Here is a 26,036-nt window from a genome sequence, read left to right as displayed (position 1 = left end):
ACGTGCCCCGCATTCATGCCCAGCCGTTTGCCCGCCGCATCGCATCGATCGCGGCGCTCGCGTGTGTCGCGGTCAGCGGCGCGGCGGCGGCCGATACGCTGCGGACGGCGTCCGATATCGCGGGCGCGTCGCTGGTTCCGCTCGGCACGCTGCCGCGCTCGCCGGAGAACGGCTCGCTCGACGAATTTTGCGCGCGATATCGCGTGAAGGCCACCACCGCGGCCGGCCGCGACGTCGCGAAGCTCGGCTGGCTCGTGACGTCCGAGGCGCCGCTCGGCCGCTACACGGTCGTCACGTTCGCGAGCGGGTTCAAGCCGGGAACGAGCGCGATCTGTTATGCGCGCCACGCCAACATCGGCGTGTTCGACGGCACAGCGCTCGTCGCGCTCGGCTACACGGCGCGTGCGGCCCGCTGGCAACTCGGCTCGGTCGATCCGCTCGAAAGCGGCGCGCTGCTGGTCTGGGGCGGCGACGGCCCGGCGCCGCCCGTCGGCGAGCTGCACGAAGAGAACGGCGGCTTGCGGCTGACCGCGGTCGCCGCCGAACGCGCCTACTGTCACGGGCGCGCGGTCGTGCCCAACGTGTACGGGAAGCCGCTCGACACGGCGCGCAAGATTCTGATCGCGCACGGCTGGCAGCCGCTGCGGCCGCACGAGAAGCCGGACTCGATGGACGGCGCGGCGACGCTCGCGAAACACGGGATCATCGAAGCCGAAGCGTGCTCGGGCACCGGCATGGGCTATTGCGCGCTGCGGTATCGAAGCGCGGCCGGCGTGCTCGGCGTAACCACGGTCGGCGGCGAGCCGGACACGCCGTCCGCGAATACCGTGATCGATTACCAGGTGGCTTGCAGGAAGCAGTAACCGGCGCGGGCGATCGAGCCGGCGTCGTGCGTGGGTCGTCCCGGCAATCGGCAGAATCCGTCGGACACCCGCCGTGCCGGCGCGTCGAATCATCGGCCGTTCGGTCGATTGCCCTTCGCGGCCGACGCTCCTAAACTGGCCTCCCTTTCACGCCTCTCCAGCCCAAAGGGACTCCGATGATCGACCTCTCCACGCTCGCACTGTTCTCCGGCGCGTGTCTCGCACTGACCGCCACACCGGGCCCCGACATGCTGCTGATCGCATCGCGCAGCGTGAGCCAGGGCCGCCGTGCGGGGTTCGCCACACTCGCCGGCATCCAGGCCGGCACGTACTGCCATGCGCTCGCGGCCGCGCTCGGGCTGTCGCAGCTCTTCGTCGCGGTGCCGATCGCCTATGACGCCGTGCGCTTCGCGGGCGCCGCCTATCTGCTGTATCTCGCATGGAAAACCTTCCGCTCGGATGCGACCGCGCTGTCGCCCGTTGCATCGCAACGTCGCCGCTCGATCGGCGCGATTTTCCGTCAGGGGCTGACGACGAACCTGCTGAATCCGAAGATGGCGCTGTTCGTGCTCGCGCTGTTCCCGCAGTTCGTGCGGCCCGAGCACGGGTCGATCGCCGTGCAGATTCTCGTGCTCGCGACGGTGCTCAACCTGATCGGGATCGTCGTCAACGGTGCGGTGATTCTGTCCGCGAGCCGGCTGGCCCAGCGGATCGGCGCGCGCCGCCGGCCGTCGAAGCTGCCGCAGTATCTGCTCGGCACGGTGTTCGTGGGGTTGGCCGCGCGGCTTGCGGTGGCCGGACGGAATTGACGCTGTCGCCGGCTGCCATCGCCCCGGACGGTTCTTTCAACGAACGTTGTCCGCGCTGACACCGCGTCGCGCCTCGCGCGCGTCGGCCCGCTCGAATGCGGTCGAGCCTTTCCCCTTTTAGTCGAGCCCCTCGAGCGACGTCATGACGTCGCGAACGCGCCCGGCCGCCTGCATTCGCAGCCGCAGCCGCGGCCGGAAATCGCGCTTGCGTTCACATAACATATTTGTTACTATGATGGCTACTGCGTATGAGATTCAGTTCTTCGATGCGCGCGTGGAAACGGGCGTTATCACGTTACCGAAGACGCTGCTCGCCCGTTTTTTCGCGCTCGCCGACCGCATGGAGCAGTACGGCCCGAACCTCGGCGAGCCGCACACCCAGTCGATGGGCAACGGGTTGTACGAAATGCGACTCAAGGGTGCCGAAGGCATCGCCAGAGTGTTCTACTGCGCGATCGTCGACCGGCGTATCGTCATGCTTCATTGTTTCGTGAAGAAGACGCAAAAGACGCCACGGAAAGAACTGGAAACCGCGCGCCGCCGACTGAAGGAGGTTCAAGATGGCAACGTATAAGGCCCTGCGCGAGCGCGCTTTGTCCGACCCCGAGGTGCGCGCCGAATACGAACGGCTGAACCGCGAAGACCTCGCACTGCTCGACGCGATGCTGGCCGCGCGTCGCGCCGCCGGGCTGTCGCAAGCCGATGTGGCCGAGCGCATGGGCACGAAGGCACCGGCGGTGACGCGCCTCGAGCGCGCGCTCGCAACGGGCCAGCATTCACCGTCCATCGATACGTTGCGCAAGTACGCAACCGCTTGCGGCAAGAAACTCGTGATCTCGTTCGCTTGAGTCGCCGCACCCGGCCGGCGGATCATGAACGACGAAGCATCCGGGTCGACAAGCATGCGCACCTCGCGCGAGTGGTGATGGCCGCGAGCACGTCAGCCGCCGCCGCTGCGCGCGAGAGAGGATCGATCCGCGCCGCCGGTAGCGAATTCCAATGCCGGCGCGCGAGAAGCACCGAGCAACGAGCGAGCGGCGTTCAGCGATTTGCGCCGAGCGCGACGCGCAGCCGCTCCATCAACCGCGTGTAGTGCTCCTGCACGTCGGCCTTGTCGGTCACGTTCGCGGTCGAGAAACGCTCGGCCCATGCCGGCTTCCATTCATACGTGCCGTGCACGCTGCGGTCGCCGTCCGGCGCCTGGATCAGCGAACGGATCCGCGCATCGCGGCCCGGCCCCGTGTGCATCTCGAACAGCGCGTGAATGAACGTGTGATACGCGTCGTACACGTCGTCGTCGAACAGGTAGCGATAGATGTGAAACGTGCGGTCGAGCTCGCGCTTCGCGCGGATCACGTCGTCCGGCGAGATGTCCTTCCAGTAGCCGATCCACGTGTAGAAGCACAGCAGCGCATTGAGCTGCGGCGCGACCGTGTCGTACAGCGTGAGCCGCTTCTCGATCAGCCGCTGGTTGGTCCATTGCACGAGTTCGAGCCGCTTCAGCCGGCGCGCGACGAGCCAGCCGAGACACGCGACCGACAACGGCGTCAGCACGCCGAGCACGAGCTTGACGATTTCCAGCGAATTCCACGGAGTATTGAATGGCTGCATGCGCGACCCGACGAGTAAACGCACCGACAACGCACCGACCTGCGAAGAACGTCGCGCATCGCGCCCGTCCGATCGCCACGCGGTTGACCGTTAGTTGCTTGCACGCGGAACGCCGGAAAGCGATGCATCCGGTGTGCGGCGAAGCGGCTTGTCCTGCCAGTTTATCGGGCGATTGTCACCGGCCGATGACCATTCTTCCCGCCTTCGCCATCCGCCCGCATCGCGTTACGTCGGCAGCGCCGACGTGAGCTTGATCTGCTGCATCGGGATGTCGGTCTTCACGCTCAGCACGCCCGGAATACGCGTCAGGTATTCCATCTGGAAGCGCCGATAGTCGTCGATGTCGGCCGCCACCACGCGCAGCAGGAAATCGCAGTCGCCGGCCATCAGATGGCACTCGACGACTTCCGGCATCTGCCGGACGGCCTCGGCGAAGCGGTTCACGGTTCCCGCGTCCTGCCCCTTCAGCCAGACGCGCGTGAAGATCGTCAGCCCCTTGCCGACCTTCGCCGGGTTCAGCACGGCCACGTATTTCTCGATCACGCCCGCTTCCTCGAGCAGCCGCACGCGGCGCAGGCACGGCGACGGCGACAGCCCGACCTCGTGCGCGAGTTCCACGTTCTGCATGCGGCCGTCGCGCTGGAGCGCGCTCAGGATCCGGCGGTCGATAGCATCCAGCTTCATTGGCATCCAATTCCAAAAAAATCTTGAATCACACGTTTGATGCCAAATTCTCCGAAATGTTGGTCCGCAACGCAACCCGATTCGAGTCAAAAAAGCAGACAATCCTCGTCCCAGAAGGAGGAGTAATGAGCAGTAGCGTTTCAACGTCGTCCGGGCTTCGCGACAAGCCCGCCTATGTCGCCGAGATGGGTCGCGGATTGCGCGCGGCGCTGCCCGTCATGCTGGGTTTCGTGCCGTTCGCGCTGGTGCTCGGCGCGCAGGCCGCGCAAAAAGGGCTGAGCCTGTTCGAGGTGCCGATGATGACGGGCCTGAACTTCGGCGGCGGCTCCGAATTCGCGGCGATCCATCTGTGGACGTCGCCGCCGCACATCGCGCTGATCGTCGCGATGTCGTTCCTCGTGAATTCGCGCCACATCCTGATGGGTGCGGCGTTCGCGCCATATATCCGGCGCCTGCCGCGCCGCCGCGCGTTCGCCGCGCTGTTCTTCATGTGCGACGAGAGCTGGGCGATGTCGCTCGCCGACGCGCGCTCCCGCTCGGCCACGCATATCAGCGTCCCGTATTACGCGGGCGTGTGTTCCGGGCTCTACCTGACGTGGATCTCGATGACGACGCTCGGCGCGGCGGTCGGCCCGACGATCGGCAACGTCGAGCAGTACGGGTTCGACATGGCGTTCACGGCCGTGTTTCTGGTGCTGCTGCGCGGGATGTGGAAGGGCATGCGCGCGAGCCGTCCGTGGTTCGTAAGCCTCGTCGTCGCGGCGGCCACCCATCTGGCCGTGCCCGGCGCGTGGTACGTCGCGGCCGGTGCATGCGCGGGCCTGATCGCCGCGCTGCTGTGGGAGCCGCGCGATGCTGCCTGATTTCGCGACGGTGGCGACCATCGTGCTGATGGCGTCGACGACCTACCTGTCGCGCGTGCTCGGCTACGTGCTGCTGCGCAACCGCACGCTGAGCCCGCGGATGGCGTCGGTGATGGAGAACGTGCCGGGCTGCGTGCTGATCTCGGTGATCGCACCGGCCTTCGTGTCGACGCGTCCGGCCGACCTGCTCGCGCTCGCCGTCACGCTGCTCGCGGCGACACGCCTGTCGATCCTGCCGACCGTGATCGTCGGCGTCGCATCGGCCGGCCTGCTGCGGCATTGGCTCGGGTAACGCGCGAAACGCGGTTCCGACCCGCCGCACGGGCGGGTTTTCGAATCGGGGAACGGGCGCGCCATGCGCCCGTTTTCGCATGCGCGTGCCGCGTGCGGCCGCGCTCGACACGACATGCGCCGCAACGGGATGCTAGCCTTGCGGATGTACCCGCGATGCCTGTCCCCTCTCACTGCCTACCCGCGAGGATCGTCCCGATGCAAGAAACCCGCCCGCTGTTCGACCGCGTCCTGCTCACCAACGACGACGGATTCGACGCCCCCGGCCTTGAAGTGCTCGAGCAAGTCGCCACGCAACTGGCGCGCGAAGTCTGGATCGTCGCACCGGCCGAGGACCAGAGCGGCACGTCGCATTCGCTGAGCCTGCACGAGCCGCTGCGCGTGCATCGCAAGGGCGAGCGCCGCTTCGCGGTGCGCGGCACGCCAGGCGATTGCGTCGCGATCGCGGTCAGCCACCTGATGAAGGACGCGCGGCCCGACTTCGTGCTGTCCGGCGTGAATCGCGGTGCGAATCTCGGCACCGAAACGGTGTTCTCCGGCACGGTCGGCGCCGCGATGACGAGCATGCTGGTCGGCGTGCCGGCGATCGCGCTGAGCCAGGCGTTCAGCGACCGCAACGCGGTGCCGTGGAATACGGCGCTCACGCATGCGCCGGACGTGATTCGCCGGCTCGTCGCGGCCGGCTGGGACAGCGACGCGTGCCTGAACGTGAATTTCCCGCCGCGGCCGGCCGACGACGTGCGCGGCCTGAAGGTGACGAACCAGGGCGCCGGCACGCTGCAGGGCGTCGAGATCGTGTCGGGGCGCGATCCGCGCGACATCGAATACCACTGGCTGAAACTGGCTCGCGGGCCGCGCGACGACGATGCGAATTCGGAAACGGCCGCGCTCGGCGAAGGCCATATCGCCGTCACGCCGCTGAAGTTCGAACGCACGCACGACCAGGCGCTCGCGCGGCTGCGGTCGACGCTCGGCTGACTTCGGGACCGGGGACGGTGAAACCGCCAGGCGGCTTCGCCGCCGGCGGGTGACGCGGGCACGAGGCCGCCGCGTCGCATCAACCGCCCTGATCAACACCGCCCGTCAACCGTCCTCCGTCACGTCAGATTCATGCCCCCGTCGAGCATCACGATCTCGCCCGTCACGTAATCGGACGCGACGAGCATCGCAACCGTCTGCGCGACGTCGTCCGGCGTCGCCGCGCGGCGCATCGGCGCCCGCTCGCGCCAGAGTTGCCGCGCTTCAGTCCAGTCGGCGGTCAGCGGCGTATCGACGAGCCCCGGCGCGACCGCATTGACGCGAATCGCCGGCGCGAGCGTGCGCGCCAGCAGACGTGTCGTGTGATTGAGCGCGGCCTTGGCCGCCGCATACGGAATCGACGCGCCCTTCGGCCGCACGCCCGCATGCGAGCTGACGTTCACGACGCAACCGGCACGCCCGCGCGACGCCGCTTCGAGCAGCGCGGGCTGCGCTTCGGCGACGAGCCGGAACGGCGCGATCACGTTGATCTCGTGCATCTCGCGCCACACGTCGGGCGTCGCGGCGGCGAGATCGTCGTGCGGAATCACGCGGCTGACGCCCGCATTGTTGACGAGCACGTCGAGGCGGCCGTGCACCGCGAGCGCATCGCGGATCAATCGCACGCGCGCCGTATCGTCGGCGAGATCGGCCTGCACGTAGGCCGCGCCGAGTTCGCGCGCCATCGCGCGGCCGGTGTCGGCGGAACTGCGCGAATGCAGGATCACCGCGTAACCGTCCGCCGCCAGGCGGCGCGCGATGGCCGCGCCGATCCCCGACGTCGATCCGGTGACGAGCGCGACGGGCCGCTGCACGCGCGCCGCACGCGGCTCGGCGACGGTTTCGGTTTCAGGTTCCGTTTCGGGAACCGGGGCGTTCATCGGCGGATGCGGCGCGTCCATGGCATGAAATCCTGTCGGTGGCGTTCCCGCATCATAAGCGCGACACAGCGACCGCGAGCGAACATGACGGCCACTGCCATCCGGATCGCGCGGAAGGGATCGCACCGGAAACGGTGCGCGCCCGGCGAACCGCGCTCAGGATCGCGCAGGCAGTTCGACGAAGTCTTCGAGTTCGCCGGCGATATGCAGCCGCTTGCCGATTCGCGGGTATTCGCACACGTCGTGTTCGAGGCGCTGGCCCATGATCAGCAGTTCGAGCGGCGCATCGCCCGTGTTCTCGAGCACGTGCGCTTCGCCGCCGCGCGGGAAGCCGAGGAAGTCGCCCGCGCCGATGTCGTGACGAAGCTCGCCGATCGTGACGACGCCCGTGCCGGACAGCACGTAGGTGCATTCCTCTTCGTACAGGTGACGGTGATACTCGGACGACTCGCTGCCCGGCATCAGCGTGAGCAGATGGGTACCGATCTGCGTGAGGCCCGTCAGGTCGCTGAGTTGTCTTTTGAGGAGAACGGCATTGGGATTCAGCGAATGCACTGCGCGCGTCGGTTCCATCTTCGCGATGTCAGCGGCTTTCAGCAGTTCCCGGGGAGGTGTCGTGGACATGGGGATCTCGTCAGCGTGAATGCAGCGGTTGAACGCGCCGCCCGGGCGGGCGCGGCGCACATGCCGCGCCATTGTCCGACATTTTCACGCAGACGAGAAACGCGTCCGCACGCGTTGCCGCGCCCCGCTACCGCGCGCAATCGGCCAGGAGGTTCGCGAGCACCGACGCGCCCTGCGCGAGGTGCCGCGGATCGGCATCCTCGGCCTCGTTGTGGCTCAGGCCCGCCTTGCACGGGACGAACACCATCGCGCTCGGCGCGACGTACGACAGGTTCACCGCATCGTGCCCCGCGCCGCTGCACATCTCCAGATACGGATAGCCGGCGGCCACCGTCGCCTGCCGCACGCGCGCGACGCAATCGGCATCGAACACCACCGGCTCGTATTCGGCGATGGTCTGCACCTGAACCTGCGTGCCGCGCAGCGGGATGCGCTCGCGGCAGATCGCTGCGATATCGGCGACGAGCCGCTGCAACGCCGGCTGCGACGGATGGCGCACGTCGACGCTGAAGCGCACCCGCCCGGGAATCGTACTCGGCGAATTCGGCTGGCACGCGACGTGGCCGACGGTCACGCGCGCATCGGCATCGAACGCGTGCCCATGCTCGACGATCGCGGCGATCATCGCGGCCGCCACGCCCATCGCGTCACGGCGCACGCGCATCGGCGTCGTGCCCGCATGCGACTCGAAGCCGGTCACCGTGACGTCGAGTTCGTAGATGCCCTGCACGCCGGTCACGACGCCGATCGGCACACCGGCATTCTCCAGCACCGGGCCTTGTTCGATATGCGCTTCGAAATAGGCCTTCGGCATCTGCCGCTCGCGCTCCCGGCCGGCGAAACCGGTGCGCGCGAGTTCGTCGCGCAGCAGCACGCCCGTCTGCATGCACGGCCGGGCCAGCGCGTAGTCGAGATCGAGCGTGCCCGCATAGACGGCCGAGCCCATCATGCCCGGCGTGAAGCGCGAGCCCTCTTCGTTGGTCCACGCGACGACGTCGATCGGATGACGCGTGACGACGCCATGCTCGTTCAGCGTGCGAATCGCTTCGAGCCCGGCAAGCACGCCATAGACACCGTCGAAGCGGCCGCCGAGCGGCTGCGTGTCGAGATGGCTGCCGCACATCACGGCCGGCGCGTCGGGCTGCGTGCCGGGCCGGCGCGCGAACACGTTGCCGATCGGATCGATGCGGACGTCACATCCGGCTTCCTCGCACCAGCGGATGAAGCGTTGCCGGCCGAGCACTTCGTCGGCGCTCAGCGCGAGCCGGCAGCTGCCGCCGCGCGCGGTCGCGCCGATCGTCGCCATCTCCATCAGCGAATCCCACAGCCGTTGCTGGTGAACGAGAATCATCGTGGCCGCTCCTGAAAAGCTCCGAGCATATACGCTCGGCCCGATAAGCAAAATCCCGGATTTCATCGCGGCGATGTCGACGCGCCTCCCGGGCGCGGCCGACCACGCGTCAGCAGCGTCAACCCACGTGCACGCCGCGCAGCTTCGTCAGCAGTGCGACGAGACGATCGATGTGTTCGTCCCCGGTGCGCCACGACGACACGCTGATCCGGAACGCCGGCCGCCCCTGCCACACGGTCTGCCCGAACCACACGTCGCCCGAATCCTGCGCGGCCTGAAGGATCGCGAGCGTCTCGGCGTCGGTGCCGGCGCGCACGAGCACCTGGTTCAGCACCACACGATTGAGCACGTCGTAGCCGGCCGCGCGCAGCCCGTCGGCGACGCGCGACGCCTGCGCGCAATGCCGCTCGACCATCGTCGCCACGCCGGCGCGGCCGAGCGAGCGCAACGCGGCCCACACGGGAATGCCGCGCGCGCGCCGCGAGAATTCGAGGTTCAGGTTCTTCTGCGCATCCTGCGCGCCGCTCAGGTAGACGGCATCGCTGTTCATCGCGGTCGCGAGCGCGGCCGCGTCGCGGCAGATCACCATCGCGCCGTCGTACGGCGTGTTGAGCCATTTGTGGCCGTCGGTGGTCCAGCTGTCCGCGCCGTCGATGCCGTCGGTCAGCGCGCGCTTCGCCGATGCGCGCGCCCACAAGCCGAACGCGCCGTCCACGTGCACCCATGCGTCGGCGGCTTTCGCACGCGGAATCAGCGTCGCGAACGGATCGAACTCGCCGGTGTTCACTTCGCCGGCCTGCACGCACAGGATCGTCATGTCGTCGAGCGGCGGCAATTGCGCGGGATCGATCCGGCCATGCGTGTCGACCGGTGCGACGACGAGGCGCTTCATCCCGAAACCGAGCACGCGCAGCGCCTTCTTCACCGTGATGTGCGCGAGTTCGGAGAGCACGACCTTCACTTCGGGCGCGCCGATCAGGCCGTCCTCGTCGACGTTCCAGCCCTTGCGCGCCAGCAGCGCGCGCCGCGCGGCGACCAGCGCGACGAGCGTACAGGCCGTCGCGCTCGTGCCGAAGCCGACCGCGCTGTCTTCCGGCAGCCCGAGCACGTCGACGACCCAGCGCGCGGCCTGCCGCTCGATCGTCGCGGCCACCGGCGAATTCGCGAACGACGACGCGCACTGGTCCCATGCGAGCATCAGCCGCTCGGCCGCGGCCGCCGCGGGCAGCGTCGCGCCGATCACGAACCCGAAGTAGTTCGGGCCGTTCGATGCGACGGTCGCGGGCGTGCCCTGCTCGTCGAGCAGGCGCAGCACGTCGTCGGCCGGGCGGCCCGTATCGGGCAGCGGCTCGTCGAATACGGCCAGCCCGGCCAGCGCGGCGGCGTCGGGATACGCGCGCCGGTCGTCCGCCGCTGCGAGGTAGTCATGCGCGCGCCGGTCGGCGTCGGACAGCAGAGCGAGTTCATCCATGTCGATTGCCTCTGTGAAGATCAGAGTTGCAGGAGGTCGCGGCCCAGTCGATGCAGCGCATCGTCGATCCGCTTGTAATACGTGAACTTGCCGACGCGCGTCGCCCGGACGAGCCCGGCATCCGCGAGGATGCGCATGTGGCGCGTGGTCGTCGCCGGCGCGATGCCGAGCTTCTCGGTGATGTAGGTGCAGCACACGCCGAGTTCGTCGAAGTCGCCGTGCGGCTGCGGCGGGAAATGCTTGCGCGGCTGCTTGAGCCAGCGCATCACGGCCAGGCGGCTTTCGTTGGCCAGTGCGCTGATGCGGGTGACGTCGTCCATGGGTTCGGCCTCGTTTAACGTTTCGAATATTAGCTAAATGACGAAACGTGAGCAACGGGTTGACTGGATCGTGTGTACGTTCGTCGTCGGGTTCGGGCCGAGCCGGACGTCGAAGCATCGCATGCGACACGGCGACGTCGAAAGCCGGCATGGGAGCGCGCCCGATCCGGCGCGACCGGTGTGCGATCAAGCCGCCGTCAGCGCCTGCGTCAACCGTTCGATCAGTGCGCGCACGCGCCGCGGCTGCACGCCGGCGCCCGGATAGACGATCTGCAAGTCGACTTCGCCCGGCGAGAAATCGCGAAGGATTTCGACGAGCGCGCCGGACGCCAGGTCCTGCTCGACGTCGAGCAGCGACTTCAGCGCAACGCCGTGCCCCGCGACGCACCACGCCCGCACCAGCGCGCCGTCGTTGGCCACGCGCCGGCCGCGCACCATCACGCGTCTCAGGTCGTCGTCGATCCGGAACGGCCATTCGGCATACAGCTCCTGCCCGAAGCGCATCACGATACAGTCGTGCGCGGCGAGTTCATCCGGGTGCCGCGGCGTGCCGTGCGCGGCGAGATACGCGGGCGCGGCGCACACCACGCGGCGCGAACGGCCGAGCAAGCGGCTGCGCAGCGCACTGTCCGCGAGCGTGCCGCGCCGGATCGCGAAGTCGAGCCCCTGCCCGACCAGATCGACGTAACCGTCGCCGAGGTGCAGATCGATCGTGACGCCGGGATGCTCGGCCAGGAACGCGTCGACGACCGGCACGACGCGCGCCCGCCCGAGATCGGCCGGCGCGCTCAGCCGCACCGGGCCCGACAGCGTCTGCGCGCCGAGCCGCACGCGGCTTTCGAGTTCGTCGGCCTCGGCGAGCAGGCGCCGCGCGCCCGCGACCAGCGTGCGGCCCTCGTCGGTCAGGTTGATCGCACGGGTCGTGCGCGTGAGCAGCGCCGCGCCGTAGTAGCTCTCGAGCGCGGTCAGCCGCTCGGAGACCGTCGCCGGCGACAGGCCGACTTCCCGGCCAGCCGCGGCCAATCCGCCCTTCTCGACGATGCGCAGGAACAGCGCGAGATTATCGAGCAGCATTCTTCGCTTTCTCCGAATGATATTTTCGAAGTCTGCCCAATTATCCGGACGAACCGCAAGCGCTACAGTAAGGATCGACCTTGCCGACGCACGCCTGCGCCGGCTCCCCGACGACGAGAGGACACACGACATGGAATACCGCACGCTCGGCCGCTCCGGCCTCAAGGTTCCCGTGCTGAGCTTCGGCGCAGGCACGTTCGGCGGCGCCGGCCCGCTGTTCGGCGCATGGGGCAACACGGGCGTCTACGAAGCGCGCCGGCTGATCGACATCTGCCTCGAAGCCGGCGTGAACCTGTTCGACACGGCCGACGTGTATTCGGACGGCGCATCCGAGCGCGTGCTCGGCGCCGCGATCCACGGCCGGCGCGACCGGGTGCTGATCTCGACCAAGACGGGCCTGCCGACCGGCGACGGCCCGAACGACGCCGGCACGTCGCGCGCGCGGCTGATCCGCGCGGTGGACGACGCGCTGCGCCGGCTCGACACCGACTACATCGACCTGCTGCAGCTTCACGCATTCGACGCGGCCACGCCGGTCGAGGAAGTGATGTCGACGCTCGACGACCTGGTGCGCGCGGGCAAGCTGCGCTACATCGGCGTATCGAATTTTGCCGGCTGGCAAATCATGAAGTCGCTCGCGGCGGCGGATCGCCACGGCTGGTCGCGCTACGTCGCGAACCAGGTCTACTACTCGCTCGTCGGCCGCGACTACGAATGGGACCTGATGCCGCTCGGCGCGGATCAAGGTCTCGGCGCGCTGGTGTGGAGCCCGCTCGGCTGGGGCAGGCTCACCGGCAAGGTTCGGCGCAACGCGCCGCTGCCCGAAGGCAGCCGCCTGCACGACACGGCCGGCTTCGGGCCGCCGGTCGACGAAGAACGGCTGTACGACGTGGTCGATGCACTCGATGCGATCGCCGAGGAAACCGGCAAGACCGTGCCGCAGATCGCACTGAACTGGCTGCTGCAGCGCCCGACCGTGTCGTCGGTGATCGTCGGCGCGCGCAACGAAGCACAGCTGCGCCAGAACCTCGGCGCGGTCGGCTGGTCGCTGACCGACGCGCAGATCGCGACGCTCGACGCAGCGAGTGCGGTCGAAGCGCCGTATCCGTACTTCCCGTATCGCCGGCAGGACGCGTTCGCGCGGCTCAACCCGCCGATGCGCGGGTAAGCCGGCGAGCGCGCCGCCGCACGCCGCACGCCGACGCCGCGCGCCAGCCGTCACCGCCCGGCCGGCACGCGGTCGATCATCTCGCCGATCCGGCGCGCGAGCGCGTCCATCCGCTCGGCCGGCACGCCGCCGTAGCCGAGCACGAGCCCGTTGTAGCCGTGCGCGGTGCCCGGCAGGCAGAACGACGACAGCGGCCGCAGGGTCAGCCCGTGCGCATCGCGCCGAGCGCGTGCACTGGCAGACGCACGAAACGAATCACACCGCGACACCGTCGCGGAGAAAACGGGATTCGTGATCTATCGAAAGGTGTTGCCGCGCTGATCACGCGGCACGCTGCGCGGCCGCGGGGCATTCAATCCAGCGGCCGCGCCTTGATCCACAGAAACAGCGGCACGCGCGACCACTGCTTCAACGGGTCCGTATCCGCGCGGTCGGGCGGCGGCTCGCGCAGCGACACGATTGCGAAGCCGGCCACCTCCAGCGCATCCATGTACGCCTGAAGCGGCAGCGACCAGCCCGCGAAATGCATCGACAGCCCGTCGCGCGTTTCCACGCCCTCGAAATGCGCGCGGCCGAAATACGTGCCGTCGAGCACGAACGGCGCGTCGGGCTGCGGCCCCGCGAAGCGGCCGCGATCGCGAAACGGATGCACGAGCGACACGAACAGCAGCCCGCCCGGCTTCAGCACGCGGCGCGCCTCGCGCAGCGCAGCCGGCATGTCGTCGAGATCCATCAGCACGTTGTACGCCATCACGATGTCGAAGCTGGCTGGATCGAACGGCAGCGATGCGGCGTCGGCAAGCGCGTAGCGGTGCGCGGAATCGGCGCGACGCGCGGCGTCGAGCATCGCGGGAACCGCATCGCTCGCCGTCACGTCATAGCCCAGCGCCTTCAACTCGCGGCTCACGCGACCCTCGCCGCAGCCGATCTCCAGCGCGCGGCCGGTTCCGCGGCCGATATACGCGGCAAGCCCCTCGCGATATTTCCAGAACGCATCGTGGCCCGGCCTGCCGGCCCAGTCGATCCATTGGTCGGCAACGTACGTCCAGTGTTCGGTGATGGTTTTCGTGTCGGTCATCGGCGCGTCGGTCCGGGGTTCGTTCGATGTTCGGCGTGTTGGCCCAGGAGCCGATGGTAAGCCGAAGCGGCCGCGCGTGCGTGCGGCTCGAGCGCCGGCCGGTTTCCGTTTCCGGCGGCGACGTTCTACAGTTACGAGAAAATCCCGTGCTTCATCGCGCCTCGTCGCCGCTCGACGATACGCACCCGATTTCGAGGAAAATCCATGCCGAGCATCGTCTCCGGTCCCGCCAATCTCCCGCCGGGCACCGTCGCCGCCGAAACGCGCATGGTGCACGACGTCGCCACGCTGCAGCCGTCCGACTATCGTTCGCCCGACGGTGCGTCGTGGGTCATCGCCACCCTCACGCCCGCCAGGGACAGCGGCGCGATCGTCACCGGCAATACTTACTTCGACACCGCGAAACAGCAGACCGTCACGGTGCCCGACGCACGCCGCCGCTATGCGAACCGCGGCACGTGGCAGGTCGTCGCGAGTTCGAGCCCGTCGGTGCCGGCCAGCGGCCGTTACGACTGGCTGACGCTCGCGTGGCTGGCGATCAACCGGCGGCCGCTGCCGCAAACGCCCGAGCATCTGTATTCGCCGTTCATTCACGGCGGCACGATCGTCTACCGGTGGAATTCCGCCGCACAGGGCGGCGAGCAGTTCGGCAACGTGCGGATGATTTTTCCGGCATGGCAACAGCAGGTGGCGGCGGTACTGCAGGCCGCTCCCGCGGACGACGCGCAAGCGGCGGTCGCGGCGCAGGTATCGGCGCTCGATCGCGCGAAGCAGGACAGCAATCCGATGGCCGCCGTGCTCGACTTCGGCAAGGCAGTACAGGAAGAACCGGCCGACCGGATCGCGTCGAAGCTGCCGGCATTGCTGCGCGCGAACGATCTGCACGAGGTATCGGCAATCGTGTACCAGTGCCTCGCCGCGTCACGCGAGGAGGACCGGCCGCGCCTCGTCGAAGCGATCAACGGCTCGATCTTCTCGTTCGACGACAGCGCGCGCCTGCTCGCGATCGCCTACGGTGCGTTCGCAGCCGGCCGGGTGCGGCCGCGGCCGTTCAGCGATCCCGCGCAGACCGCGCGCATCAACGACGTGTTTACCGCGTTGAAACAGCGGACGTCGGCGCTGCACGTGCCGGTTGCCGCCGGTTCGCCATGGGCCGAGTTCTTCACCGCGTACCGGCTCGGCGGCTCGCCGCCCCGCTCCGACGGCAACGGGATGTGACCGGCGCGCGCGTGCCCGATCCTCGGGACGCCTGCATGAAAGCGATGTCGTCCTGAATGCCGACGATGCGCGTCGCGCGCTGACGCGGGAAAAACCGGGAACCCCTGCGCCTGACGCGGGGTCGAAACGCGACACGACCGGCGGCGACATCGCCCTTGCCGGCCGCTCCTCCATCCTCCAGCCTTTCCTTCCCATGTTGAGCATCGGTCCCTTTTCGATCCGCGTCGTCGCGGTCGCCGCCGCCGCGCTGCTGGCGTGGCTCGTCGCGCGCTTCATGCAGCGCCGCCCGCCGGACGGCCAGCACAAGACGGCGTCGGGCCTGATCCTCGACGTGCTGCTGCTCGGGCTGATCGCCGCGCGTGTCGGCTACGTCGCGCAATGGTGGCGCGACTATGCGGCCGCACCGCGATCGATCGTCGCGCTCGGCGACGGCGGCTTCGACTGGCGCATCGGCATCGCGGCCGCGCTGGTGTTCGCCGCATGGCGGCTGCGGCGTCTGCCGGCGCTGCGCCGCCCGGTGGCAGCCGGCATCGTCGTGGGGCTCGCCGCATGGGGCATCGCGCAGGGCACGCTCGCGACGCTGCAGCGCGGCGCGCCGCCGCTCGCCGCGTTGCGGCTCGAAGCGCTCGATGCAACGCCCGTGGCGCCGCAAGGTTTCGTCGGCAAGCCCGTCGTCGTGAACCTGTGGGCGACGTGGTGCCCGCCGTGCCAGCGCGAAATGCCGATCCTCGCACAGGCGCAGCAGGATCATCCGGGCATCACGGTGCTGATGCTCAACCAGGGCGAAGATGCACAAACCGTGCGCGCGTTCCTCGCGCAAAAGGGCTTGCGGTTCGATCACGTGCTGCTCGATCGCACGCTGCATGCGATGCACACGTACGGGTCGCGCGGCTTGCCGACGACGCTGTTCTTCGACGCGAAGGGCAACCTCGTCGAATCGCACATGGGCGAGATCACGGCCGCGCGGCTGAAGGATGCGCTGGCACAGCATGTCGGGCCCTGACGACGCGTATGCCACGCTTTCGCGATCGGCGCATCCTGCGCGGTGCGGGATCGATGCAGGATGTCGATCACCGGAGCGGTCGGCATCGACGACAGGCTCGACGGCCGATTCGTGCCGCGGCCGCGCGGAACGTCACCCCGCCGGCCCGCCCGGCGTCTGAACGAACGCCGCCGGCCCCGTCAGCATGATCCGCACGCCCGCGCACAGCAGCAGAAACGCGGACACCCACAACGCCACCTTCGTCCCGTCGGTGCCGAGATAGCGCGCGAGCGTCGGCGCGCGACTGTAGATCTGCCGGATCGCGAACGCGACCGGCGCATCGATGGAAGTGCTGGCGCTGGCGGAGGATGCTGCGGCGTTCGCACGCGAGTTCGAACGGTATCGGCAACGCGCGGAGACATCCTTGTGCGGCGGGCGGCGGGTGACGGGTGACGGGCGGGGCGGGGCGGGGCGATCGGCCGACACGTTTCCTGACACATCTGCGATGAAGTGACGATGCGGCTGGCTGGTGCGATGTCGCTGGAATCGTTGAATCGCAAGGATGCAGGACATAGGTCGAATGGCCAGTATCGATAAAACCGTACAAGACCGATATCAGACAGCAGCCAATCTCAGCTAAAGTGGTTCCACGTTTCCGCGCGGCCGATCAAGTCATTTCGCAATGCGAAGTATGTGACGGGATGACGATCGAAATCCGCGGCGTAAACGAGCGCGGCTCGCAGGTGTTAGTGCACCTGCGAGCCGCTGACCACAACCAACTCAACCAAGAAGAGTTGACCATGGCTGACGCGAATCATAGCGCACCACCGCTTTACGAGGATGGTTTCGTCTCCGTTCAGGAGTCGTTTCAAAACCGCCGCACGCCGCCGTCCATCCGGTTCGACGATGAGGCGCCGCCTGTTCTCCATCTCTGGATGAAGCTGTCCAGCCGATGGATCGAGGAAGCGGGTTTCGCGCCCGGGCAATGCTTGCGGGTCGATGTGTCGAACAGGCGGCTGGTGATCACGCCGCTCGACGCGAACCTCGGCGGTGACTGCGGGAGCGATGGACGCGCCGATATCGATCGCGCGACGGGATCGCAGCAATTTTCGACGATGACGGAGGTGGTGCGATGAATCGCAATCACGCATATCGACGCGCTGACGACATGCCGGCCGACCTCGACCGTGACCTCGACGCCGGCATACTGGCCGCCAAGTCGAAACTTGTGCTGAAGCTCAACGCAATGATCGCGTCGCGCGGCCTGACCGAGGAAGAGACTGCGGCGCTCGCCGAGATGGCCGCGCCGACCGTCACCCCGGAGCAACGCGCCAGACTTCGAAACGTTTCGCTGGAGCAACTGCTGTTGACGCTGGTGTCGTTTGGTCAGCAGGTGGAAATCGTGGTGCGGCATGCGGGGCACTCGCAGTCGGCAGGCGTCACGGTTTCGGGTTGACGGCCGGGGAGGTAGACGAAAGCACCCGTGTGCGGCGGTCGGGCTCGACCGCCGCCGAAGCCCGTCCGGCACCACCCCTGTTCAATTTAACGTGAACGATCGTTACAGCCAATCAGGCCAGACTGATTCTGCAAGCGAGCGCCGCGCGTCGATGGCCGCTACTTCTGGAGCACCCGCATGATCCCCAAACGAGAAAATCTTGACTCCCATTCGAATACCTCTAGCCATGGCAAGGAATCCCCCCGCCGGCCGTCATACGACCGATCGCCCGACTGCGACGAAAGCAGCCAAGCCGTTGGCCGGCAAGCGGCAATTCGCCGCTCACGCCCCCGATATCGCGCTGTTCCTCGGCCAGTTCGATGCGCTTGAACCGCGTCGGCAGATTCGTGAAGGCATGGCGTCCAGCATCATCGACCGCGTCGCGAAAGATCTGTTGCATGTGCCCGTCCAGACCTTGCTCTCGAGTCTCGGTCTCCTGAGCTCGACGATCTTGCGCAAGATCGCGCGAACGGAGCGTCTTTCGCCTGCGGAATCGGATCGCGTCGCGCGCGTACTGTACGTCTTCCGGCTTGCGGTCGACGTATTCGAGAGCGAGGGGCTGGCCGCGGAATGGATGCAGTTGCCACATGCCGAGCTGACCGGGCTGCGGCCGCTCGAAGTACTGGATTCACAGCCGGGATATGACCGCGTACGAGAGCTCCTGATGCGGGTCATTCACGGAATTGGCGCATGAGAGTTTATCGGCTCGCCGAGGAGCGGCGCGGCTATTACCGGGCCGACGACCTGAGCGGGAATGGCGCCGCACTGGCAGGCGGGTGCTGGAACTCGCACGGCATGCGCGTCGCGTATACGTGTGCGCACGCATCGACTGCGTTGCTGGAGGCGCTGGTACACACGGCCGGCTTGATGCCGACCGGTGGATATCACCTGGTGGCCCTGGAGGTGCCGAATGCCGCTTGCAGCGAGGCGTTTGCCCCTACGCTACCGGATGACTGGGCAGACCTGACGTGCGATCCTGAATCCACGACGGAATTGGGTCGGCAATGGCTCGAGGCAGGCAAACAACTGGTGATGCGCGTGCCGTCGGTCATATGTCCGACCGATGCCAATCTGCTGCTGAATCCGACGCATCCTGACATGAGCGCCGTCAAGGTCGTTCGCACTGAACCTTTCACGCTGGATCCGAGACTGTTCGGTCACGCGGCGAGGTGAATTCGACGTCTCGCGTACCTCGTTCGCATCAAGGCCGCGACAGCACCATCACGCGCCCCGACACGCGCTGCAGCTTGAGCCACCCCGTATCGGCCGTGAACCGAAGCTGCTGCAGCGGAAAATCGAACCCCGCCTTCTGTGCGGCGCTGACCACCGCATCGGCGATCCAGCGGATCAGTTCCTTCCCTTCGTCGGTCGTTTGATGGCCGTTCTGCACGCCGTAGAAATAGCGATTCCCGGCATTGACCTCGTTCTGCAACTGCATCCAGTGCCCCGGCAGGCCCGGCAGCGTCCTGAACAGATCGGCGACCCGCTGCGTCGTCAGTCCGCGCGCCCATAGCGCGCCGTTCACGGCGGGCCGCGCCAGGTTGTGGCGGTCGGCCTCCTGGGCCTGGCCCTTGATGTCGCCTTTCAGGGAATCGGGTTTCGTCATGACGCTTTCCTCGTGATGGGCCCGGCAATGGGCCCGTTAAATGAAAAAGCCGCCGAATTTCGAGCGCGCGCGTTGCTTGCACGATACGCCTAATCTCGAAATTGAGTGCCTGTCAGGTGTATCAGGCCGGCGCAATGTGATATTGGCGGCAAGAATCAGTCTCGTCCGATAGGCACCGAGGCAACGGGTCACTATGCTTGCGCGGGTGCGGTGCCGGTGGAGTGCCCTGTTCATGTTCGGAGTGAGTCGGTCAACGATCTTCGCCGGCGCCGCACCTCCTCCCGGTTGCGATCCGGCTTCGGCGTGGGCGTTCGGTGGTGGCCGGTGGGCGCGGCCACGACAGAGAAAGACGATGTTGAAACAACACGCTGCCATATGCGAGCGCCGAGCGCCTGCGCCGAAACCGGATTTCCCCACCATTCCCGCCTGCACGTTCACCCGTCATTCAGGAAATCGCAGCACGCGTCGATATAGTTTCAAAAATATATCGAATGACCATCGCTGAAATTCGCATCATTGAATCGGACCATTTCGGCGTTCGATTTTCTGAATCCATTCCACGCCAGGCCGAATATTTTTTTATTTATTTTTCGCCATGCTGGCCGAACCGTGTTTGAAACGGCAAACGTTTGCGTGACACGGTGATACGCGTTATCCATCTTCTATCAGGAGGCAAGCATGGCCGACTCTCAAACGTCCTCGAACCGTGCCGGCGAGTTTTCGATTCCGCCGAACACCGATTTCCGCGCGATCTTCTTCGCGAATGCCGCCGAGCAGCAGCACATCAAGCTGTTCATCGGCGACAGCAAGGAACCGGCGGCTTATCACAAGCTCACCACGCGCGATGGCCCGCGCGAAGCCACGCTGAATTCGGGTAACGGCAAGCTGCGCTTCGAAGTGACGGTGAACGGCAAGACGTCGGCCACCGACGCGCGGCTCGCGCCGATCACCGGCAAGAAATCAAACGGCTCGGCATACACGGTCAATTTCGGGATCGTCGTATCGGAAGACGGTCACGACAGCGACTACAACGACGGCATCGTCGTGCTGCAATGGCCGATCGGCTGAAACAACCTGTCGATGCCGGCCTCCCGGGGCACGTCAGCCCCGCGGCCCGCATCGCAATGGCGACGGGGCCAACGTATCGCCGATTAATTGCTGTTCCACGTATTGCCGCACACGCGGCCCGGTAAACGTGTTCACCGGCCGCACGCAGACGGACATTCCATCAGACGAGGACGACATGCAACAACCGTTTACCCATGACGACCTGTACGCGCTCCTGCAACTCGCCGGCAACGACGCCACCGCCGTGCAATCGAACGGCGATCAGGCGGTGCTCGACCGGATGCGTCAGTTCATGACCGCGCAACTCGTCGAGAAGCTGCCGCAATACGACGTGTTCGTCGACATCGCGACGATCCCGTACAGCTTCGACGTCGGCAGCTGGCAGAACAAGGTGAAGACCGATGCGGCGGGACAGGTGGTCGCCTGCACGGTGACGTGGGCCGGCGCGCCCGGCGTGCTGCCCGCCGCAGCGGCGAAGTTCGGTGTCGGCGCAGTGGTCACTTACTTCCTGAAGGCGACGCCGCAACCCGTACAGCCCGATCCCGCCACCACCGGTGGCGGCGAACGCGACGGCGTCTTCAACCTGCCGCCGAACATCGCGTTCGGCGTGACCGCGCTCGTCAATTCGTCCGCGCAGCAGACGATCGACGTCTATGTCGACGACAACGCGAAACCGGCCGCGACGTTCCAGGGCGCGGGCACGCAGGACGTGAACCTCAACACGCAAGTCCTGAACTCGGGCAAGGGGAAGGTGCGCGTGGTCGTGACGGCGAACGGCAAGCCGTCGAAGATCGGTTCGCGCCAGGTCGACATCTTCAAGAAGACCTACTTCGGGCTCGTCGGCTCGGAGGACGGCACCGATGGCGACTACAACGACGGGATCGCGATCCTGAACTGGCCGCTGGGCTAAGAGCCTCACCCGGCCAACCGACCCTCGCCACGCCGCCCGGCGTGGCGGTTTGCGCGGGTACGCCGTACCTGCCTCTGCGCATGCTTCCTGCCGCCGTGGCAAATCGGCACATCCGGCCCGCCGCAGCAAGGCCGAGCGACTCGTGCGACCGCGCGTCGATCGCCCTCACGGCAACGCAACACCCTGTTCTCGCCGCGACCTCTCGTCGGGTCATTCCCCGATTTTTCAGCTGCCTGTTCCGAACACAGGACTTGCGCTCGATAACTACGACTCATAGAATCGTAGTTATCGAGCGCATCGATGCATCAGACGAGGCCGGTGTTCCACCGGCCTCAGGCATCACTCAACTGGAGTTGAACAGTGGCAAATCGCATTCTTGTTATCGGGGCCGGCTTCGCCGGCATGTGGAGCGCGCTGAGCGCGGCACGCTTGCTCGACGAGCAGCACAGGACCGACGTGGAAATTACCGTGGTGGCGCCGGATGCCCATCTGCACGTTCGGCCGCGCCTTTACGAGGAAGGCCCGGCGAACTTCCGCGCGCCGCTCGGAGAAATCTTCGATGCGGTTGGCGTGAAGTTCGTCCAGGGCACGGTCGCGCGCATCGACGTGGCGCGCCGGACTGTCGACGTGCAACGCATGGACGGCGAAGCGTCGACGCTCGACTACGATCGCCTCGTGCTGGCGAGCGGCAGCCGACTGTTCCGCCCGGCGATTCCCGGGCTGGCGGAACATGCGTTCAGCGTCGACCAGACCGACGAGGCCGTCGAGCTCGAAGCCCATCTGAGCGCGCTCGCACAACAGCCGGCGTCAGCGGCGCGCAATACGATCGTGGTCGCGGGCGGCGGCTTCACGGGCATCGAAACGGCCGCGGAAATGCCGACGCGCCTGCGCGCCGCGCTGGGCGAGGAGACGGACGTGCGGGTCGTGATCGTCGAGCGCAGCGACGCGATCGGCCCCGATCTGGGCGCGGGCCCGCGGCCCGTCATCGAGGAAGCGCTGCGCACGCTCGGCGTGACGTGGAAGCTCGGAGACGGTGTCGCATCGGTCGACGCGGGCGGCATCACGACGGCGCACGGCGAACGTATCGAGTCGAATACGGTGATCTGGACGGCCGGCCTGCGTGCGAGCACGTTGACCGAACAGATTCCGGGGCGCCGGGACGCGACAGGGCGCCTGCATGTCGATCGCAACCTCGCGGTCGACGGCGTGCCGGGCGTCTATGCGACGGGCGACGTCGCGTATGCGGCAACCGACGACGACGGCAACCATACGATGATGTCGTGCCAGCACGCGATGAACCTGGGCCGTTCGGCCGGGCACAACGCGGCGGCGGACCTGCTGGGGCTGGAGCAGATTCCGTACAGTCAGCCGAAGTACGTGACGTGCCTCGACCTCGGCCCGTGGGGCGCGGTTTATACGGAAGGCTGGGAGCGCGAAGTAAAGCTGACGGGCGCGGAAGCGAAGCAGCTCAAACACCGGATCAATTCCGAGTGGATCTATCCGCCGCGTGCGGATCGCGCGGAAGCGCTGGCCGCCGCGGATCCGCTGCGGATCGTCGTGGCCTGAGCGGCGCGCCGGCGCCGACAATGCGCGGGGGGCGACAGGCGCGCCCCGCGGGTTGTCGCGCCGTCCCGCGCCACCATGGCGCGACTCAGCGCTCGCCGCCGCGGCTCGCGGCGCGATCGGCAAACCAGTCGATCACTTTCGGGCCGTAGCTGGCCGGCGCTTTCGACCAGGCGCGCGCGGCGAGATCGGCGAGCGATTGCTTCTCGAGCTCCGCGCGCATCGCCTGCTCCGCCACCTGCATCACCGCATGAATCGAACAGGTGCCGCGCGTGGCCCACGCGGGTGCGTCGCCTTCGAACACAGCGCATTGGCCGCGCACCTCGCGGCAGTCGAACAGCCGCTTGTCGCCGTCGATCGCCGCGACGACGTCCTGCACGGAGATGTCGCGCGCCGGCTTCGCCAGCGTGAAGCCGCCGCGAATGCCCTCGCTGGAGACGACGATCCCGGCCTTCGCGAGACGCGTGAACAGCTTCGCCGCGTAATCGACGGACACGCCCTGCATCTCGGCCAGATCGCGCACGCTCGCATCGCGCACGCCGGTGGAAGTGTCGGCGAGATAGAGCAGGCAATGCAGGCCATACTCGACGCCGGTGCTGATGAACGACATGATATTGCGACTCGGGGTATCGGAGTTGGGAGCGTAGCGCAGGATGGCGACAAAGTCATCCGTTCTGCTCGCATCGATCGCACGGCGGCAATCCGGGGTCGCGCCCCTGCAAAAACGATCGAATGCCCGTGCCGATCCGCCGGTCAACGTATCGCCTTCGCCGCCATCCGATCACCACGCTCACCGCACGCTCTCATTCCCGGTAATCGTGCACTGATGCTCACTGCCGAGTCGCGGCGTGCCGCCATCGAAATTCAGGTTTCCTGAAGATATACCGAATGCATTATCGACTGCCACCGACAGCGTACCTTTCGTGATCGTCGTACCGCTGGAATACGTGTTGCTGCCCGCGGCGGAAGGGGTGCCCGTGAGGGTGTCGGTCTATATGTCATCGGTAGCTCGCACATTTGATCGTTCTAGCGAGACGCGCCCCGGAGGCCGACGTGGCCGGTGATTTCTTGAATAGCGGGCAGGCCTCGTAGTAAGTAGGAATGGCGAGGGAATCCGCCTATGCGATGGCACCGGCCAAGGACGCGGCGACAGCGCCTGCAGCAGTTCTGAGGATGATGGGGAGCGCCTTCACCGCTCAATCCATTGCTCTCTGATTCTCAATCTCATGAAAAGACCGCGATCAGTCGTTGCAGCAAGGGTATTCTCGCCGTCAACCAGTCCATCCTGGATGGCGGCATGGCAATGAAGCGCAACGGAGACAACTTCGACTGGTCGTAGTAAAAAATAGTGTCGTCCCCGTACTCCAGTTCCCTGGGTGCTGCATCGTTAATTGTGCGCACCGCAAAAAATCTCTCAACCAAAACATCCCCTGCCGGACCCAATACCTGAAGTCGAATTTCATCGCCGTCGCCAAGAAAGCGGCGCGCCCCGCATAGTTCAATTTCATACTTCTCGCCACCGAACTCTCTCATTCCCCCGTTAAGATCCTGCGTATAAATCGCGCAGCCCTCATATGAGCTCCGCAACGCGAGAGTCGAAATTATCGCTACCAAAACAAGCGCGACCGCGATTACATTTTTTCTGGCGATCTGCATATTTCACCCAAACTAAATTTTATGGGAATGGCCAATTTGAGATATTGCAGATTGGAATATATCACAAAATCCTCTCCGCGATTATGCTTCACCCTCCAATCACTATAGGTTTTGTTGAAAACTGGATAGTGCACATCGCACGCCCTGAATTTCTTAACAACACCTTTTCGTGTATCTATCGGTTTATCAAGAAAATCGTTAATCAGATATTTCCAGTTAATCGTCGACTCAACATCGAGAGAATCACCGAGGTTCGAGTTGACGCCGCTCCGATATAGAAACTCCCTGATTCTTCCTCCATTCGTAATAATCATGCCACTTTTATTCCAGTGCCCCAAATACTGACTGCTTGACGGCGACTTTTCATCATTAAAGGAGTAGCTATCCTTTATGTATACGTAGATATGCGTTATGGATGCAGTCAAGTCGGCGCAGTAGGATTTTGTTTTTTCACGATTATTGTATTTATAATACCTATCCCCAGAAAACTCCGCCCGTCCAATGGCAGCATAGATGTTGAAGTTCGCCAGCGCTGCCGTCAGGTCCGTGGGTGCATACGGGACACCTCCCGTTGTATCGAAGCTGGACACATTCACCAGTTGAAATTGCCACTTCTTGCAAAACTCGACGAGATTGCCTTTGTCATCAACCGTCTGAAAATCAAAATCCACCGAAGATCTGAATTTTTCTTTTACCACGCGATGCAGCAGATCTTTCAACCTTGCTCTGGCATTTTCGTTGTAGATATTTTTCGAGATGAGCTGACTATATCGTGCCTTGACCTTCCCAAACTTGAGGGCCCACTCAAGGGTGACGGTGGTATTGTCAAACGGCTGGTTCGTCTTGAAGCTGTTATCCCAAACGTGCTTGGGGCCACCAAACCATCGCCTGGCAAGCTTGGCCGCAACAGGCCATTTCATTCGTTGCATTGCCTCAGGGACATCCAGTAAGTCAAAGGGAGGAGGATTTTCGCAGTCTTCTGCGTCGACTGACTCGGACGGCTTGGGAGGTGTGGCCTGCTTTGCTGGCGGAGCCTTTGCTGGCTCCGGTGTTTTCATCGACTCATGCGTCGATGGCTTGGGATCTAGAAGCTTGAAAAGCTTGGGTTCGCCAGGAGCAAGCCTGTCCATGCAAACACCTTGCGGTGTATTCAAAGGAATGCATCCGTTAGCGCCAGCGTGCTCCTTCCACTTCGGCAGCGAGAATGGAATCGACGACGTCTTGATTTCGTAATACGGCACTTTTCTGACGTCTGGCATAGTCTTACTGTGTCGTGAAGGTAATACGTTGCTGACACGCCCGCAGCATGGACACTGGCTAAGCCGAGCAAGCAAATGCTGCGCTCATCGTCTTGCCCCGGTTTCGGCGCAGGCGCTCGGCGCTCGCATATGGCAGCGTGCTGTTTCAACATCGTCTTTCTCTGTCGTGGCCGC

Annotated in this window: 30 protein-coding genes and 3 pseudogenes; 18 read left to right on the top strand and 15 right to left on the bottom strand. The window is 65.8% G+C overall.

Features of this window, described 5'->3' with window-relative positions; all coding sequences use genetic code 11:
- Positions 1–2 precede the first annotated feature (2 nt).
- The 4 genes from DCN14_RS01255 (at position 3) to DCN14_RS01240 (ending at position 2,520) form a co-directional block, all read left to right on the top strand.
- On the top strand, positions 3–863 hold the full coding sequence (locus tag DCN14_RS01255) for a hypothetical protein (RefSeq protein WP_096500679.1): 861 nt from the start codon (positions 3–5) through the stop codon (positions 861–863).
- A 176-nt stretch (positions 864–1,039) separates the two neighbouring features.
- The gene (locus tag DCN14_RS01250) at positions 1,040–1,672 is read left to right on the top strand and encodes a LysE family translocator (protein WP_096500681.1); all 633 of its coding nucleotides are present in this window, start codon (positions 1,040–1,042) and stop codon (positions 1,670–1,672) included.
- A 142-nt stretch (positions 1,673–1,814) separates the two neighbouring features.
- Positions 1,815–2,246 (top strand): type II toxin-antitoxin system RelE/ParE family toxin, encoded by a 432-nt coding sequence (locus tag DCN14_RS01245; RefSeq protein ID WP_240327230.1) that lies wholly within the window; start codon positions 1,815–1,817, stop codon positions 2,244–2,246.
- On the top strand, positions 2,233–2,520 hold the full coding sequence (locus tag DCN14_RS01240; RefSeq protein ID WP_096500685.1) for a helix-turn-helix transcriptional regulator: 288 nt from the start codon (positions 2,233–2,235) through the stop codon (positions 2,518–2,520). Before DCN14_RS01245 ends, DCN14_RS01240 begins: the two co-directional genes overlap by 14 nt.
- Positions 2,521–2,713: 193 nt before the next feature.
- On the opposite strand, the gene DCN14_RS01235 is transcribed toward DCN14_RS01240, so the two are convergent.
- Positions 2,714–3,283, bottom strand: a complete 570-nt coding sequence (locus tag DCN14_RS01235; protein WP_096501032.1) for a hypothetical protein — start codon at positions 3,281–3,283, stop codon at positions 2,714–2,716.
- 225 nt (positions 3,284–3,508) lie between these two features.
- Positions 3,509–3,967, bottom strand: coding sequence for an Lrp/AsnC family transcriptional regulator (locus DCN14_RS01230; protein ID WP_096500687.1), 459 nt, complete (start codon positions 3,965–3,967; stop codon positions 3,509–3,511).
- A gap of 125 nt (positions 3,968–4,092) precedes the next feature.
- Here DCN14_RS01230 and DCN14_RS01225 point away from each other — a divergent pair, with 125 nt between their 5' ends.
- From DCN14_RS01225 to surE, 3 genes are all read left to right on the top strand, one after another.
- Positions 4,093–4,830, top strand: a complete 738-nt coding sequence (locus DCN14_RS01225; protein ID WP_096500689.1) for an AzlC family ABC transporter permease — start codon at positions 4,093–4,095, stop codon at positions 4,828–4,830.
- The gene (locus DCN14_RS01220; RefSeq protein ID WP_096501034.1) at positions 4,823–5,122 is read left to right on the top strand and encodes an AzlD family protein; all 300 of its coding nucleotides are present in this window, start codon (positions 4,823–4,825) and stop codon (positions 5,120–5,122) included. Before DCN14_RS01225 ends, DCN14_RS01220 begins: the two co-directional genes overlap by 8 nt.
- Positions 5,123–5,319: 197 nt before the next feature.
- Positions 5,320–6,099, top strand: coding sequence for a 5'/3'-nucleotidase SurE (gene surE / locus DCN14_RS01215; protein ID WP_096500691.1), 780 nt, complete (start codon positions 5,320–5,322; stop codon positions 6,097–6,099).
- A 119-nt stretch (positions 6,100–6,218) separates the two neighbouring features.
- Here the strand turns inward: surE and DCN14_RS01210 are convergent, their stop codons facing one another.
- The 6 genes from DCN14_RS01210 to DCN14_RS01185 all read right to left on the bottom strand — a co-directional run bounded on the left by DCN14_RS01210 (position 6,219) and on the right by DCN14_RS01185 (position 11,859).
- On the bottom strand, positions 6,219–7,040 hold the full coding sequence (locus DCN14_RS01210) for an SDR family oxidoreductase (protein WP_096500693.1): 822 nt from the start codon (positions 7,038–7,040) through the stop codon (positions 6,219–6,221).
- A gap of 135 nt (positions 7,041–7,175) precedes the next feature.
- Positions 7,176–7,643 (bottom strand): cupin domain-containing protein, encoded by a 468-nt coding sequence (locus DCN14_RS01205; RefSeq protein ID WP_096501036.1) that lies wholly within the window; start codon positions 7,641–7,643, stop codon positions 7,176–7,178.
- Between the two features lie 127 nt (positions 7,644–7,770).
- Positions 7,771–8,994, bottom strand: coding sequence for a Zn-dependent hydrolase (locus DCN14_RS01200; RefSeq protein ID WP_096500695.1), 1,224 nt, complete (start codon positions 8,992–8,994; stop codon positions 7,771–7,773).
- Between the two features lie 118 nt (positions 8,995–9,112).
- A complete protein-coding gene (locus DCN14_RS01195) occupies positions 9,113–10,465 on the bottom strand; it encodes a pyridoxal-dependent decarboxylase (RefSeq protein WP_096500697.1) in 1,353 nt (450 codons plus the stop codon).
- 20 nt (positions 10,466–10,485) lie between these two features.
- Positions 10,486–10,785 carry a helix-turn-helix domain-containing protein gene (locus DCN14_RS01190; protein WP_040139054.1) on the bottom strand — a complete coding sequence of 100 codons (300 nt, stop codon included), beginning with the start codon at positions 10,783–10,785 and terminating at the stop codon, positions 10,486–10,488.
- Positions 10,786–10,971: 186 nt separating this feature from the next.
- The gene (locus DCN14_RS01185; RefSeq protein WP_096500699.1) at positions 10,972–11,859 is read right to left on the bottom strand and encodes a LysR family transcriptional regulator; all 888 of its coding nucleotides are present in this window, start codon (positions 11,857–11,859) and stop codon (positions 10,972–10,974) included.
- A 130-nt stretch (positions 11,860–11,989) separates the two neighbouring features.
- On the opposite strand from DCN14_RS01185, the gene DCN14_RS01180 reads away from it, so the two are divergent.
- Positions 11,990–13,027, top strand: coding sequence for an aldo/keto reductase (locus DCN14_RS01180; RefSeq protein WP_096500701.1), 1,038 nt, complete (start codon positions 11,990–11,992; stop codon positions 13,025–13,027).
- 50 nt (positions 13,028–13,077) lie between these two features.
- Here DCN14_RS01180 and DCN14_RS01175 read toward each other — a convergent pair.
- Positions 13,078–13,242 (bottom strand): annotated as a pseudogene (locus tag DCN14_RS01175) (PLP-dependent aminotransferase family protein); the annotation flags it as partial.
- On the opposite strand from DCN14_RS01175, the pseudogene DCN14_RS39095 reads away from it, so the two are divergent.
- Positions 13,230–13,348: pseudogene (locus DCN14_RS39095) on the top strand (GNAT family N-acetyltransferase); the annotation flags it as partial. The pseudogenes DCN14_RS01175 and DCN14_RS39095 sit on opposite strands and share 13 nt — an antisense overlap.
- A 31-nt stretch (positions 13,349–13,379) precedes the next feature.
- Here the strand turns inward: DCN14_RS39095 and DCN14_RS01165 are convergent.
- A complete protein-coding gene (locus tag DCN14_RS01165; RefSeq protein WP_096500703.1) occupies positions 13,380–14,105 on the bottom strand; it encodes a methyltransferase domain-containing protein in 726 nt (241 codons plus the stop codon).
- Between the two features lie 204 nt (positions 14,106–14,309).
- Here DCN14_RS01165 and DCN14_RS01160 point away from each other — a divergent pair, with 204 nt between their 5' ends.
- Positions 14,310–15,323 carry a hypothetical protein gene (locus tag DCN14_RS01160; protein WP_096500705.1) on the top strand — a complete coding sequence of 338 codons (1,014 nt, stop codon included), beginning with the start codon at positions 14,310–14,312 and terminating at the stop codon, positions 15,321–15,323.
- A gap of 193 nt (positions 15,324–15,516) precedes the next feature.
- Positions 15,517–16,326 (top strand): TlpA disulfide reductase family protein, encoded by an 810-nt coding sequence (locus tag DCN14_RS01155; protein ID WP_096500707.1) that lies wholly within the window; start codon positions 15,517–15,519, stop codon positions 16,324–16,326.
- 132 nt (positions 16,327–16,458) lie between these two features.
- Here DCN14_RS01155 and DCN14_RS01150 read toward each other — a convergent pair.
- Positions 16,459–16,659 (bottom strand): annotated as a pseudogene (locus tag DCN14_RS01150) (MarC family protein); the annotation flags it as partial.
- A 347-nt stretch (positions 16,660–17,006) separates the two neighbouring features.
- Between DCN14_RS01150 and DCN14_RS01145 the strand changes: the two are divergent.
- The 4 genes from DCN14_RS01145 (at position 17,007) to DCN14_RS01130 (ending at position 18,973) form a co-directional block, all read left to right on the top strand.
- Entirely contained in the window at positions 17,007–17,441 is a 435-nt protein-coding gene (locus DCN14_RS01145) for a SymE family type I addiction module toxin (protein ID WP_240327229.1), read from the top strand.
- Entirely contained in the window at positions 17,438–17,761 is a 324-nt protein-coding gene (locus DCN14_RS01140) for an XRE family transcriptional regulator (protein WP_096500709.1), read from the top strand. The genes DCN14_RS01145 and DCN14_RS01140 overlap by 4 nt, the downstream gene beginning before the upstream one ends.
- Positions 17,762–17,987: 226 nt before the next feature.
- Positions 17,988–18,494, top strand: a complete 507-nt coding sequence (locus DCN14_RS01135) for an antitoxin Xre/MbcA/ParS toxin-binding domain-containing protein (protein WP_096500711.1) — start codon at positions 17,988–17,990, stop codon at positions 18,492–18,494.
- Positions 18,491–18,973, top strand: coding sequence for an RES family NAD+ phosphorylase (locus DCN14_RS01130; protein ID WP_096500713.1), 483 nt, complete (start codon positions 18,491–18,493; stop codon positions 18,971–18,973). Before DCN14_RS01135 ends, DCN14_RS01130 begins: the two co-directional genes overlap by 4 nt.
- A gap of 28 nt (positions 18,974–19,001) precedes the next feature.
- Here the strand turns inward: DCN14_RS01130 and DCN14_RS01125 are convergent, their stop codons facing one another.
- Entirely contained in the window at positions 19,002–19,406 is a 405-nt protein-coding gene (locus DCN14_RS01125) for a peptide ABC transporter ATPase (RefSeq protein ID WP_096500715.1), read from the bottom strand.
- Between the two features lie 678 nt (positions 19,407–20,084).
- Here DCN14_RS01125 and DCN14_RS01120 point away from each other — a divergent pair.
- From DCN14_RS01120 to DCN14_RS01110, 3 genes are all read left to right on the top strand, one after another.
- Positions 20,085–20,474: a fucose-binding lectin II gene (locus DCN14_RS01120; protein ID WP_096500717.1), complete on the top strand. Its 390-nt coding sequence runs from the start codon at positions 20,085–20,087 to the stop codon at positions 20,472–20,474.
- 175 nt (positions 20,475–20,649) lie between these two features.
- Positions 20,650–21,384, top strand: a complete 735-nt coding sequence (locus DCN14_RS01115) for a fucose-binding lectin II (protein ID WP_096500719.1) — start codon at positions 20,650–20,652, stop codon at positions 21,382–21,384.
- Between the two features lie 360 nt (positions 21,385–21,744).
- Entirely contained in the window at positions 21,745–22,950 is a 1,206-nt protein-coding gene (locus DCN14_RS01110) for an NAD(P)/FAD-dependent oxidoreductase (RefSeq protein WP_096500721.1), read from the top strand.
- 85 nt (positions 22,951–23,035) lie between these two features.
- On the opposite strand, the gene DCN14_RS01105 is transcribed toward DCN14_RS01110, so the two are convergent.
- The 3 genes from DCN14_RS01105 to DCN14_RS01095 all read right to left on the bottom strand — a co-directional run bounded on the left by DCN14_RS01105 (position 23,036) and on the right by DCN14_RS01095 (position 25,862).
- The gene (locus DCN14_RS01105; RefSeq protein ID WP_096500723.1) at positions 23,036–23,557 is read right to left on the bottom strand and encodes an Rrf2 family transcriptional regulator; all 522 of its coding nucleotides are present in this window, start codon (positions 23,555–23,557) and stop codon (positions 23,036–23,038) included.
- Between the two features lie 614 nt (positions 23,558–24,171).
- A complete protein-coding gene (locus DCN14_RS01100; RefSeq protein ID WP_096500725.1) occupies positions 24,172–24,480 on the bottom strand; it encodes a hypothetical protein in 309 nt (102 codons plus the stop codon).
- Between the two features lie 98 nt (positions 24,481–24,578).
- Entirely contained in the window at positions 24,579–25,862 is a 1,284-nt protein-coding gene (locus tag DCN14_RS01095) for a DUF6402 family protein (RefSeq protein WP_240327228.1), read from the bottom strand.
- Positions 25,863–26,036: the final 174 nt, after the last annotated feature.

Source organism: Burkholderia sp. IDO3 (assembly GCF_003366075.1).
Taxonomy (GTDB): Bacteria; Pseudomonadota; Gammaproteobacteria; order Burkholderiales; family Burkholderiaceae; genus Burkholderia; species Burkholderia anthina.
The sequence above is the reverse complement of the archived record's forward strand: the minus strand, read 5'-3'. Positions and strand labels throughout refer to the sequence as shown.